General features: G+C 71.3%; 9 protein-coding genes. 1 reads left to right on the top strand and 8 read right to left on the bottom strand.

Annotation, left to right across the window (positions count from 1 at the left end; all coding sequences use genetic code 11):
* Window position 1: 1 nt before the first annotated feature.
* The 8 genes from FPZ22_RS03040 to FPZ22_RS03005 form a co-directional block, all read right to left on the bottom strand.
* Entirely contained in the window at window positions 2–454 is a 453-nt protein-coding gene (locus FPZ22_RS03040; RefSeq protein ID WP_144890164.1) for a GspH/FimT family pseudopilin, read from the bottom strand.
* A gap of 9 nt (window positions 455–463) precedes the next feature.
* Window positions 464–847, bottom strand: coding sequence for a type II secretion system major pseudopilin GspG (gspG, locus tag FPZ22_RS03035; RefSeq protein WP_246120995.1), 384 nt, complete (start codon window positions 845–847; stop codon window positions 464–466).
* A gap of 110 nt (window positions 848–957) precedes the next feature.
* Entirely contained in the window at window positions 958–2,163 is a 1,206-nt protein-coding gene (gspF, locus tag FPZ22_RS03030) for a type II secretion system inner membrane protein GspF (RefSeq protein ID WP_144890158.1), read from the bottom strand.
* Complete coding sequence (gspE, locus tag FPZ22_RS03025; RefSeq protein WP_144890156.1) at window positions 2,150–3,646, bottom strand: type II secretion system ATPase GspE; 1,497 nt, start codon at window positions 3,644–3,646, stop codon at window positions 2,150–2,152. The genes gspF and gspE overlap by 14 nt, the downstream gene beginning before the upstream one ends.
* Window positions 3,643–5,712, bottom strand: a complete 2,070-nt coding sequence (gspD, locus tag FPZ22_RS03020; RefSeq protein WP_144890153.1) for a type II secretion system secretin GspD — start codon at window positions 5,710–5,712, stop codon at window positions 3,643–3,645. Before gspD ends, gspE begins: the two co-directional genes overlap by 4 nt.
* Window positions 5,709–6,515: a type II secretion system protein N gene (locus tag FPZ22_RS03015; RefSeq protein WP_168198915.1), complete on the bottom strand. Its 807-nt coding sequence runs from the start codon at window positions 6,513–6,515 to the stop codon at window positions 5,709–5,711. Before FPZ22_RS03015 ends, gspD begins: the two co-directional genes overlap by 4 nt.
* Window positions 6,516–6,728: 213 nt before the next feature.
* On the bottom strand, window positions 6,729–9,461 hold the full coding sequence (locus tag FPZ22_RS03010) for a TonB-dependent receptor domain-containing protein (RefSeq protein ID WP_144890147.1): 2,733 nt from the start codon (window positions 9,459–9,461) through the stop codon (window positions 6,729–6,731).
* Between the two features lie 90 nt (window positions 9,462–9,551).
* Window positions 9,552–11,060 (bottom strand): hypothetical protein, encoded by a 1,509-nt coding sequence (locus FPZ22_RS03005; protein ID WP_144890145.1) that lies wholly within the window; start codon window positions 11,058–11,060, stop codon window positions 9,552–9,554.
* A 263-nt stretch (window positions 11,061–11,323) separates the two neighbouring features.
* On the opposite strand from FPZ22_RS03005, the gene FPZ22_RS03000 reads away from it, so the two are divergent.
* Window positions 11,324–12,148, top strand: coding sequence for a 2OG-Fe(II) oxygenase (locus FPZ22_RS03000; RefSeq protein WP_144890142.1), 825 nt, complete (start codon window positions 11,324–11,326; stop codon window positions 12,146–12,148).
* Window positions 12,149–12,206: the final 58 nt, after the last annotated feature.

Raw genomic sequence — 12,206 nt, 5'->3', positions numbered from 1 at the left:
CTCAGCGCAGGTCGCCATCGACGTCCACCTCGCCGCCGTCGGCCACCGACACCCGCACCCGTTGTCCCTCGCGCACCAGGACCAGGCTGGCCGGCCCGGTCGCGCCGGTGGGGTCGAAACGGAACGCGATGCCGGCGTCGTTGCGCGGCAGCTCCGGCCGTGTCCCCGGCGCCCAGTCCACGGCGGCGAAGGCGCGGCCGTCCAGCGCCTGCCATCCGTCGAAGCGGCGGCGCGCGAAGGTGTAGCCGCCCGCGGTCACCCGCACCTCCACGGTGCGCATGCCCAGGATGGCCTCGTCGCGCGCATGGCCCAGGCGGCCGGCGAAGGTTCCCGCTTCCTTCGCCAGCGCATCGTCCTCCCCCGGCAGCGTGAGCGCCACGGCGGCACCGGCCAGGCCGACGACGACCAGCGCCACCATCAGCTCGACCAGGGTGAACCCGCGCGCGCGCCGCATGTCCCCGCCTCAGCGCCAGTTGCCGATGTCGGCGTTGTCGCCTTCGCCGCCTTCGGCGCCATCGGCCCCGAAGGAGAACACGTCGAATCCGCCGCCGCGGCCCGGCTGGCGGTACTGGTACGCGTTGCCCCATGGATCCTCGGGCAGACGGCGGATGTAGCCTCCCTTGCGGTAGCGCTCGGGCCGCGCCAGGCCCGCCGGAGGATCGAGCAGCGCGCCAAGCCCCTGCGCGGTGGTGGGGTAGGCCATGTTGTCGAGGCGGTAGGTTTCCATCGCCTGCTCCAGCACCGAGATGTCGGCGCGCGCCTTCTCGGCCATGGCGCGGTCCTGGCTGGGCATGACGTTGATCATCACCACCGTCGACAGCAGGCCGATGATGACGATCGCGACCATCAGCTCGACCAGGGTGAAGCCGGCGGAGGGGCGCCGTCCGGTCGCACCGCCGCGGAGCGCGGGGCGGGAGGGAGAGAAGGGGTGGGTACGGTGGTGCATGGGGGCCTCCATCAGCCGGCCACGAGGGCGTTGAATTGCAGGATCGGCAGCAGGATGGCGAGCACGATCACCGCCACCGCCGCGCCCAGCACGATGATGATCAGGGGTTCGAGCAGGCTCATCGCCGCCGTGGTGAAGGTGTTGAACTCGCGTTCGAGGTAGTCGGCGGCGCGATCGAGCATCGGCGCCAGGCGCCCGCTGTCCTCGCCGCTGGTGGCCATGTAGAGCAGCGTCGGCGGAAACACCGCCGCCCGCTTCATGGCACGGGACAGGCTGCCGCCCTCGCGGATGACCTCCACCATCGATTCCGTGGCCTCGCGCAGCACGGTGTTGCCGACCGTGCGCGCGGTGATCGCCAGGCCCTCGATCAGCGGCAGGCCGCTCTCGGACATCGTGGCGAGCGTGCGCGCCATGCGCGCGGCGTGGACGTCGCGCAGGATCCGGCCGAGTACCGGCAGGCGCAGCAGGGCGGCGTCGACGCGGCGGCGCACCGCGGGCCGGCGCAGCAGGCGCGCGGCGGCGAAGGCGGCGGTCGCCAGCAGCGCCAGCATCGGCAGCCAGCCGGTCGCCAAGGCGTCCGAAACGCCGATGACGATGCGGGTGAGCAGCGGCAGTTCGCGTCCCATGGATTCGAACTGCTCGACGACCTTCGGCACCACGAACATCATCAGCGCGATCACCACCAGCACCGCGGTGACGGCGAGCGCCGCGGGGTACACCAGGGCGGAGACCAGCTTGCCGCGCACCTGCTGTTCGCGCTCGTGCAGGTCGGCCAGGCGTTCGAGGATCTGCGGCAGCGCGCCGGTGCCTTCGCCGGCGGCGACCATGGCGCGGTACAGCGGCGGGAAGGCGCGCGGTTCGCGCGCCATGGCATCGGACAGCCGGAAGCCCTCCACCACGCGCGCGTGCGTGGCCATCACCACGCGCCGCACCGGCGCGCGCTCGGACTGCCCGCCGATGGTGCGCAGCGCTTCCTCCAGCGGCGCGACCGCCACCAGGGTGGCGAGCTGGCGGGTGAGGAGGGTCAGGTCCCGGGCGCCGAAGCGGCCGGACAGGAGCTTCGTCCCGTCGCCCTGCACGGTCGCGGGCTCGACCCGGACCGGCACCAGGCGCCGGCGTTCCAGCAGGCGCCGGGCCTCGCCGGCGCTGGGGGCATCGAGCACGCCTTCGCGGCTCCGGCCCTGGACGTCGAGCGCCGAGTACTCAAACGCCGCCATGGTCCTGCAGCTCCTGGCGGGTGACGCGCATGGCTTCCTCGAGCGTGGTCTCGCCGCGCAGCACGGCGGCGCGCGCGGCGTCGCCGAGGCGGCCGCCGCGGGCGAAGGCATGGGCCGCGATCGCGTCCTCGTCGGCGCCGGCGCCGATCAGCTGGCGCATCGCCTCGTCGACCTCGAGCGCTTCGTGGATGCCCAGGCGGCCGGCATAGCCTGTATGACTGCAGCGTGCGCAGCCCGCGGCGCGGTACAGGGTCGAACCGGCGGCGGCGGGGCCGAGCAGACGCTGCGCGGCGGCATCGCCTGGCAGGGGTTGCCGGCAGGCGGTGCACAGCCGCCGCAGCAGGCGCTGCGCGAGCACCAGGCGCAGGCTGGAGGCGAGCAGGAAGGATTCGATGCCCATGTCGCGCAGGCGGGTCACCGCGCCGGGCGCGTCGTTGGTGTGCACCGTCGACAGCACCAGGTGGCCGGTGAGGCTCGCCTGGACGGCGATCTGCGCCGTCTCGGGGTCGCGCACCTCGCCGACCATCACCACGTCCGGGTCCTGGCGCAGGATCGCGCGCAGCCCCGCGGCGAAGGTCATGCCCACGCGCGCGTTGACCTGGGTCTGGCCGACGCCGTCGATGGCGTACTCGACGGGATCCTCGACGGTGAGGATGTTGCGGCGGCCGTCGTTGAGCGCGGCCAGCGCGGCGTAGAGCGTCGTGGTCTTGCCGGCGCCGGTGGGACCGGTGACCAGCACGATGCCGTTGGGGACCCGCAGCGCGCGTTCCAGCGCCGCGCGTACGGGGGGCTCCATGCCCAGGCCGTCGAGCGAGAGCGTGCCCTGGTCCTTGTCGAGGATGCGCAGCACCACGCGCTCGCCGCCGCGGGCGGGCAGGGTCGAGACGCGCACGTCCAGGGCTTTGCTGCCCATCGCCAGACCGATGCGGCCGTCCTGCGGCAGGCGCTTCTCGGCGATGTCCAGGCGCGCCATGACCTTGACGCGCGAGACCAGCAGCGGTGCGATGCGCCCCGGCAGGCGCAGCGCCTCGCGCATCACTCCGTCCACGCGCAGGCGCACCACCAGCGCGGACTCGAAGGGCTCGATGTGCACGTCGGAGGCGCCGATGCGCGCGGCCTCGGCGATCAGGCCGTTGATCAGGCGGATCACCGGCGCATCGTCCCGGGCGTCGAGGAGGTCCTCGGTGGCGGGAATGTCGCCGGCGAGCGCGTCCAGGTCGCCGGGCAGGTCGAGTTCGCCCGCGCCGCCCGCCAGCGCGGCGTCGGCGTAGAGCTCCGACAGGCGGCGGTCGAAGGCGGCGCGCGGCAGGACCTCGACGTCGAGTTCGATGCCGAGGCTGCGGCGCGCCTCCAGCAGCGCGGCCGGGTCGGCGTCCTCGCGCAGGCCCACGCGCGCACGACCGCCATCGTCGTCGAGGCCCAGCAGCACCACGCCCTGGTGCTTGGCGAAGCCGTAGGCGAAGGCGGGCAGGGACCCGCTCATCGCGCGGCGTCGCTGCCGGAAGGGGAGATGGCGGCCTCCACCGACGGCGGGACGGCGGTCGGCGCCGGCATCGTCGGCGGCGAAGTCCGCAGGTAGTCGCGCACCAGCTCGTCCAGCGCGTTCTCGCGCTCGCCCATCACCGGCAGCTGGCTGCGGATGTGCCCGTAGCGGCCGGCGCTCATCGCCCGCGCGTCGGCCGTGCTGCGCACGATGGTCGGGCGGATGAACACCATGAGGTTGGTCCTGTCGCGCGAGCGCGACGTGTGGCGGAACAGCTGGCCGACGATCGGGATGTCGCCCAGCAGTGGCACCTTGGACACGGTGTTGCGGTCGTTCTGGTCGAGCAGGCCGCCGAGCGCGACGATCTCGCCGTCGTCCACCAGGACCCGGGTCTCGACCTCGCGCTTGTTGAGCACGAGCTCGGAGAAGTCCTCGCTCACCGGCCCCGCGATCGACGACACCTCCTGGCGCAGGGTCAGCGTGATCCCGCCGCCGGCGTTGATCTGCGGCGTGACCTCGAGCTGGATGCCCACGTCCTGGCGCTGGATGGTGCGGAAGGGGTTGCTGTTGCTGTCGCCCAGAACCTCGCCGGTGGTGGTCGGCACTTCCTGGCCGACCAGGATCCGCGCCTCTTCGTTGTCGAGGGTCAGGATCGAGGGGGTGGACAGCAGGTTCGAGGCGGTGTCGCTGTTCACCGCGTCGATGATCAGGCCGAAGGTGGCGTTGTCGTTGCTGCCGGCGATGCCGCCGAGCGCGCCGTTGATGCCCAGCAGCGACTGCACCGCGGCGCGGCGCGCGACGTCCAGGACGGCGTCGTCGCCGCCGTCCCCGCCGTCGCGGCGACGCTGCTGTTCCGCATACCAGCCGCCGGCCAGCGGCATGATCCCGGTGCCCGCGCCGGGATGCTGGGTGGCGAGGAAGGGCACGTTGCTGCCCTCCTTGCCCGCCACCAGCAGCTGGGCGCCGAGGCGGCGCGCGGCGTTGTCCGAGATCTCGACCACGATCGCCTCGACCAGCACCTGCTCGCGGCGCACGTCGAGCTGGGTGATCACGTCCACCAGCAGGCGCTGGGTTTCGGGGTCGGCGTTGATGATCAGCGAGTTCGCGCCCGGATAGCGGACGATGGTCGGGCGCTTGCCGGGCACGGCGGTGATCACCTGCGCCTCGGCTGCTCCGGGAACGGCGGCCGGGGCGCCCACCGCGCCGGCGTCGTCCCCTGCGTCGGGCGACTGGCCCACCAGTCGCTGCAGGACCGGCAGCAGCTGCTCGGCGCTGGCGTGCTGCAGGCGGACCACGCGCACGCCGCCGGTGCGCTCGGCACGGCGGTCGAGCTCGAGGATGGTCTGGACCACGCGCTGCACGGCGCTGGGCGCGCCGCGGACCACGATCGAATTGCTGCCCTCCACCGGCTGGATCGAGAGCTGGCCGCCGCGGCCCTCGCCGCCGCCGAACAGCTGGTTGACCGTGGCCGCGACCTCGCGCGCCGAGCTGTTGCGCAGGGTCACGGTGTCGATGCCGGCGGTGTCGCTGTCGATCTGCGCCACGAGGCCGCGGATGCGGCGGATGTTGTCGGCGTAATCGACGATCAGCAGCGCGTTGCCCTGTGGCGTCGGCGTCACCACGCCACCGCGGCCGACCAGCGGCTTGAGCGTCTCCGCGGCGATGCGCGCATCGACCGTGGCCAGCGGGATCACCTGGGTGGTGAACGCCGAATCGCCCCTCCCGGCGCCCGGCGCCTGTGCCGCGGCCGTGTCGGGCACCACGCGATAGGCGCCGGGTCCGGCGCTCACCGCCACCAGACCGTTGGCGCGGAGCACCGCCAGCAGCACGCCCAGCAGCTCGGCCTCGTCCATGGCCACGTCGCGGGTGATGCTGACGCTGCCCTGCACGGCGGGATCGATGATGAAGGTGATGCCGGTGGCGCGCGCCACGTCCTGGATGAAGGCGCGGATGTCGGCGTCCTGGGCGGTCACGCCGGCCGGAGCCTGGGCGAAGGCGAAGGGCGCGGGCTGGATCGCCAGCGCGAGGGCGAGGGCGGTGGCGGTGGCGAGGAGTCGCTGGTTCACGGTGTCTTGGCCTGCAGGGTCGCGCTGCGGACCTGGCCGTCGCGCCGATAGGTGAGGGTGATGGTCGATGCGCCGGCGAGGATTCCGGCGAGCGCGGCGTGGCGCTCCGGGTCCAGCGCCTCGTTGTTCACCGAAAGCAGTACGTCGCCCGCCTGCAGCCCGGCCTGGCGCAGGACGGCGCCGTCGCCGCGGGGAATCACGGTGTAGCCGGTGATCCGGCCGTCGATCCGTTCCGGGCTGAGGCCCATTCCGGCGAGGAGCTCCGCCGGGTCGATCGCGGCGCCGGGCGCATCGGCAGCCCGCGACGGAGACGGAGACGGTGGGAGCGCCGGGGCGGGAGCCGTGGCCCTGGCGATCGCAGCCGTGCGCGTGGCCGTCGCATCCGGCCGGGCGAAGCGCAGTTCGCTCCGCCGGCCGCCGCTGTCGAGCACCACGTGGTCGGCTTCGACCGCGACCAGGTCCACGCCCGGCGCCACTTCGTCGCCGACCGCGTGGGAACGCTGGGGCCCGTCGCGCAGGGCCAGGATGGCGCTGCCGCCGGCGGCGTCGGGCCGGACCGCGAACAGGCGCAGGCCGGACGCATCGGCGGCGGCGACGTGGCTGCGGACGGGATGGAAGGCGTCGATGGCGAGACGCTCCGGCTGCGGCCGGACGAGCGGAGCCGCATCGCGGGGAAGGGTGCCCAGGGTGGCGGGCGGAAGCAGCAGCCAGGCCAGGCGCGCGGCCTGCACGGCGAGCAGGACCACGATGGTGACCTCGAGGCCGCGCCGGAGCCCGTCACGGCCGCCCGGCCAGGCCGGCATCGCGTGGGGATCTCGGAAAGCGGGAAACATGGGCACGTGCGCGGATCGTCCTGGCGCGGGGCTCGCGCCGATGCGACAGCATGCGAAGCTTTCGTGACAGCCTCGTTGCAGCTGACACATTCCGGTCGCATCGCGGAAACAGCCGCGCCGGACGGATCCGGCGCGGCTGTTCTTCCGTGTTCGCGCTTCCCCGGAGGCGGGGAAGCGGGGGCGTCAGAACTCGGTCGAGATGCTGAACGAGTAGGACACGCCCGGGTCGTAGCGCAGCACGTGGATCTTCTGGCCGCCGCCGCCCTCGATGTACTCGTCGTATTCGGTGTCGAGGATGTTGCGCGCCGCGAAGCCCAGGGTCACCGGGGTCCGGCCGAAGCGCATGGTCTTGCGCAGCACGAAGTCCAGGGTCAGGCCGGGCTCCTCCATGAGGTCCTGGCGCAGGTTGTTGCCGCGGGCCGAGATGCGCTCGCTGACGTAGTTGGCGATCAGCGTGGCCTGCAGGTCCTTCTCGGTGTCCTCGACGCCGAACTGCAGGTTGGCGATGTGCTCCGACTGTCCCTGCAGCTCGCTGCCGTCCAGGATCAGGCTGCGGGCGGGCTGGGTGGGGCCGGTGCCGCTGTCCAGGGCGACCGTGTCCTGCTCGTCCGCGTTTACCTCGGACTGCGACCAGGTGTAGTTGGTCGCGAAGTAGAGGCGGTTGTCGCCCCACCAGTCCGCTGTGATGCCGAGGTCGAAGTACTTCTTGAACTCCAGCTCCGCACCGTAGACCGTGGCCTCGGGGGCGTTGACGAAGGTCTGCCAGAGCACGTCGCCACCGCCGGTGAACATGATGGCTTCGATCGGCTTGTCGATCTGCTTGTGGAACACGCCCGCGGTGAGGTACTCGCCCGAGCCGAAGAACCATTCGTAGCGGGCGTCGAAGTTGGTCAGCTCGCTGTCGACCAGCCAGGGATTGCCGTACATCTGGCGATCCTTGTCCGGGTCGGTGTACAGCTGCGGCGACATTTCGCGGAACTGCGGCCTGGCGATGGTCTGAGAGGCGCCGAAGCGGATCTGCTGGTTCTCCGCGACGTTCCAGGTCAGGGTGAGCGCAGGCAGGAAATAGTCGTTCTCGAGCGGGACCAGGCTGCCCACGCGGGCGCCGGTATAGATGTCGTACGGGTGCACGGCCTGGGTGGCGTCCTCGTAACGGACGCCCAGGGTGCCGCGCAGGTTGGGCGTGATCTCGCCTTCGACCTGCACGTAGGTGCCGAGCACCTTGAGCGTGGCGTCGTAGGCCGCCTGGCCGCCCAGGCCCGTGGTCTCTTCCAGCCTCAGCCAGCCCTGGCTCAGGTTGTAGTCGGAGAACAGGTAGTCGGGGCGCTGGTAGGGGAAATGGAACGGCAGCTGGGCGCCGTTGCCGGGGCCGTCGCCGGCGAAGAAGCGGAACTCGCGCGACCAGGCGTTGCGGTCGTTGTCCATGTACGAGGCGCCCGCGCTGAGCGTCAGGTCGCGCTCGACGGGCAGGCGCCAGGTGACGTCGACGCCGCCGCTGGCGACATCGTCCTCGACCTGGCTGAAGCGCGTGAAGTTCTCCTGGTTGCGCACCGAGTACGCCCAGTAGCCGTCGCCCTCGTCGCGGAAGCCGATCTGCTTCTCGTAGGGCACGTCACGGGTCGCGCGGGCCCAGGCGGCGCGCCACTCGATCTTCAGGTCGTCGTACTCGCCGAAGGCGTGCGAACCGCTGATCTGGTTGTTGAGCATCTCGCGCTCGAACCAGCGGGTGTCGTCCTCGCGGTAGCCGTAGCCGCTGACGTAGTCCATGCCGGCGCGGCTGCGCGCTTCCTTCAGGGTGTCGTGCACGTACAGGGTCGTCAGGTCGATCCTGTGCGAGCCCCATGCGTAGCCGGCGCCGAGCAGGGCGTTGACGCGGGCGTTGTTGCGGGTGGAGAGGAACTCGTAGTCCTTCGCGTACGAGAGCGTCTCCTCGTTCGCGCCGAGGAACACGCCCTGTTCCTGGTCCCCGAAGATCGTGCGCCACTGGTTGTCGAAGCCGGCGGCGGCGATGAAGCCGATGCGGGCGTCGTCGCCCAGGTCGGCGGAGTAGCCGGCGCTGAAGCCGAAATTGACGTCCGGATCGATGCTGTCGTTCTCCTGGAGGACGTTGACGCTGGCGTTCTCCAGGCTGCGGCCGATCCTCGCGAGCTCTTCGTTGCTGAAATTGTTGCGGTCGATGCGCCTGCCGGTGGCGATCGCGCTGCGGAGCTCGTGCGGCATCTTGCGGGTACCGTCGTCGTAGCCCCACCAGTCGTCGTCGCCGCCGCCGTAGTAGGTCAGGCCCTTCTCGCCGGTGGTGACGTCGTTGACGCCGCCGCCGACGCTGAGCTTGAAGAAGGATTTTTCCGGGATGCTCAGCGACTGCAGGTCGATCACGCCGCCGCCGAACTCGCCGGGATACCTGACCGAGTAGGTCTTCTGCACGGTCATGCCTTCCAGTGCCTCGGACGGGAACAGGTCCAGCGGCACCACGCGCTGCATGGGCTCCGGGCTGGGCAGGGGGGAGCCGTTGAGCAGGGCGGAGGAATAGCGCTCGCCCAGGCCGCGGACGTAGACGAACTTGTCGCCGACGATGCTCACGCCGGATACGCGCGCGAGCGCGGCGGCGGCATCGGCGTCGCCGGTGCGCTGCAGGTCGGCCTGGGTCACGAACGACGAGACCTCGGCCGTCTGCAGCATCGGCTCCGGAATGTATTCGCCACGCACTTCGACGGCATCGAGCCGGGTCGCCTGTTCCGGCGCCGGCTGCGCGGCCGCTGCGGCCGACTGGGCCATCGTGGCCTGCACGATCGTGGCCTGGGGCGGCACCGGGACCTGGCCGCCGGGGCTTTCAGGCTGCTGGGCCCACGCGCCCTGGCAAGCGATGAGGGTGGTGATCGCGACGGACAGGCCGCTGCGTGACGGAGTGCGCTTCATAGTGGGACCTTGGGTATGCGGATACGGGACCGGGCATAGGTGTGGGGGCGGCCGCTCCGGCCGCCCCCTGCTTGGAGCGTCAGGCCCGGATCAGCAGGGCGTGTCGGCCGTCAGGCCACAGGTCCAGCCCTGCCACCAGGTGTCGTTCGCGTCCTTCACGCCGCCGATGTAGTCGACCTGCCGGAAGAAGCTGTGCTTGGCCGGCAGGTTCGCCGCGGCCGGGACGGCACGCTCATTGGCCCCGTTGACGAACACGTCGGTGAGCGTCGAGGTGCCCGCGACGGTGTTGGTGCCGGCGGTGAAGGCGGCTTCCGCGGCGGCGTTGTTGAAGTTGTTCGGGCAGGCGAAGAAGACCGACTCGAGGACGGCCGCGCTGCCGCGATCCGGATGCTCGATGCTCAGGCAGGTCAGGCCCTTGCCCGTGCCGCCGGCCTTGCGGGTGACCACGGTGTTGTAGATCTCGGCGCGGGTGCCCAGGTTGACGGTGAAGCCCGAGCCGTTGCCGCTGGTGCCGCCGGCGCGACCGACGTAGGTGAAGTTGGCGACGTGCGGGTTCGAGTACTGCGCGGCGGTCAGCGGGATGGGATTGCTGCTGTTGGTGCCGGACCACTCGTTCAGGTTGTCGCCCGTGCTGTCGCGCTGGACCGCGATGCCGAACTGCACGGCACCGTTCCACATGGAGTCGATGTCGAGACTGTCGTCGCTGGCGCCGGTGACCACGATGTAACGGCCGTTGACCGAACCACCGAAGATCTCGATGCCGTCGTCGGAGCTGTTGTGGACCTGAACGTACTCGATGGTGGTGCCGTTGCCGACGCCGCCCATGGTCAGGCCCTGGAGCTCGTTGCCGCCGGAGAAGGCGAAGCCCGAGTAGCGGATCTGCATGTACTGGACGGTGCCCGAGTTGTCGGTCTCCGAGTTGCCGCCGTACATGCCGAGGTCACCGCCCTCGATCCGGGTCTCGCACTGCGCGGTGCCGGGCTGGAAGTTGCCGATGCAGGTGTTCACCGGCGCGCGGCCGGCGAGCACCAGGCCGCCCCAGCGCCCTTCGGTTTCCGGTCCCGCGCCGCCTTCGATGTCGATCTTGGCGGTCATGATGATCGGCTCCGCCCTGGTGCCGAGCGCGTAGATCTTCGAACCACGGTTGACGATCAGCGCGTCGGGACCGGCCGAGGCGTACAGGGTCACGCCGGGCTCGATGTTGAGGATGCCCTCGCGGGCGCCGGGCCGCGGAGCGGAGGCATCGCCACCCATGTCCTCGCCGACGTGCACGGCGCCATTGATGGCGTAGACGGTGCCGGCGCGCTTCGGGACGGTGAGCTCGCCGATGATGCGCGCCGGAAGTTCGCAGGCGCGGAAGTCGGCGATGGTGCCGATGTTCCTGAAGTTCGCGGGGCAGCCCTCGGCGGGACCGCTGGTCGGCGGCGGGCTGGTCGGCGGCGGAGGCGTGGTCGGCGGCGGAGGCGTGGTGGACGGCGGCGGCGGGAACGCACCCTCGCCGGGCGAGGCGACGCGGTCGGCACCGCCGCCGCAGGCGCTGAGCGCGAGTACCGCGCCGAAGGTCGTGAGGAGGGCCTTGGAACTGTGGCGCGTGGACATCGGTTGGGTCTCCGGGAGGAATGGACTGCGGACGCAGCGGTGGAACCGCGGCCATGCGCGCCCTGCGGGGCGACGACCGCTGCGTTCCGATGGTTCGGCGACGAAGCCTAGAGACCCCCCGTGACAGCTTTCTTTCATCGAAATGAATTGTTCGCCCGGCTGTCATTTGTGGCGGTCCGATGACCGGAATGCGTCGGATGTCATCCGGCTGTCATCTCGCGCATGCTTGCTGGCGGTCGCACGACTCCTTCCAGGGCGGACCCATGGACACACCGGTGATCGACGACGCGCTCCTGCAATGGCTGCTGGGACAGGTGCGCGCCGGTGCGTCGCCCGAGGACGTGGTGGCGGCGCTGGTCGACCGGGGCTGGGAGGAAGAGGCCGCGGTCACCGCACTGGAGGACGCCATGCGCGGACATCTGGCGGCGCACGCGCGCGAGCACGACCTGCCCCTGCCGGAGAAGGTGCCGGCACCGGTGGTGATGAACGGCCCGTCGATGATCGACGCGGGCGACCGTCGGGTCGCGGTGCTGGCGAACATGCTGCATCCGCGGGTGGTGGTCTTCGGCGGCGTGCTGTCGGACGAAGAGTGCGACGCCCTGGTGGAGATGGGGCGCCAGCGCCTGCGCCCTTCTGCGGTGTTCAACCCGGACACCGGCGCCGACGAGGCGCACGTGGCCCGCAGCAGCGAGGGCATGTTCTTCCGCAGGGGCGAGAACGCGCTCTGCGCCCGCATCGAGCGTCGCCTGGCGGCCCTGGCCGACTGGCCGCTCGAGAACGGAGAGGGTCTGCAGCTGCTCCGCTATGGCCCGGGTGCGGAGTACCGGCCACACCATGACTACTTCGATCCGGACCGCCCGGGCGCCCATGTGGCGCTGTCGCGCGGCGGTCAGCGGGTGGCGTCGATCGTGATGTACCTCAACACGCCCGCCCGCGGCGGTGCGACCACGTTCCCCGACGCCCGCTTCGAGGTGGCGGCGGTGAAGGGCAATGCGGTGTTCTTCGCCTACGACCGCCCGCACCTGGACCGCTCGTCGGTCATTGCATGCCGTTCATCCATGCGGACCCGCTTTGTCATCGAGGTGTAACCCACGCAATGTGCGCACGTAGTGTGATCGCTCCATCACCTGAAGGCGCCTCGTGCGC

Source organism: Luteimonas granuli, from assembly GCF_007795095.1.
GTDB lineage: Bacteria > Pseudomonadota > Gammaproteobacteria > Xanthomonadales > Xanthomonadaceae > Luteimonas > Luteimonas granuli.
This window is presented reverse-complemented; position numbering and strand designations above follow the sequence as displayed.

Bases quoted from the DNA above. Each gene is read 5' to 3' on its own strand.
- FPZ22_RS03040 (WP_144890164.1), bottom strand. From the start codon at position 454: ATGCGGCGCGCGCGCGGGTTCACCCTGGTCGAGCTGATGGTGGCGCTG.
- gspG (WP_246120995.1), bottom strand. From the start codon at position 847: ATGGTCGCGATCGTCATCATCGGCCTGCTGTCGACGGTGGTGATGATC.
- gspF (WP_144890158.1), bottom strand. From the start codon at position 2,163: ATGGCGGCGTTTGAGTACTCGGCGCTCGACGTCCAGGGCCGGAGCCGC.
- gspE (WP_144890156.1), bottom strand. From the start codon at position 3,646: ATGAGCGGGTCCCTGCCCGCCTTCGCCTACGGCTTCGCCAAGCACCAG.
- FPZ22_RS03015 (WP_168198915.1), bottom strand. From the start codon at position 6,515: ATGCCGGCCTGGCCGGGCGGCCGTGACGGGCTCCGGCGCGGCCTCGAG.
- FPZ22_RS03010 (WP_144890147.1), bottom strand. From the start codon at position 9,461: ATGAAGCGCACTCCGTCACGCAGCGGCCTGTCCGTCGCGATCACCACC.
- FPZ22_RS03005 (WP_144890145.1), bottom strand. From the start codon at position 11,060: ATGTCCACGCGCCACAGTTCCAAGGCCCTCCTCACGACCTTCGGCGCG.
- FPZ22_RS03000 (WP_144890142.1), top strand. From the start codon at position 11,324: ATGGACACACCGGTGATCGACGACGCGCTCCTGCAATGGCTGCTGGGA.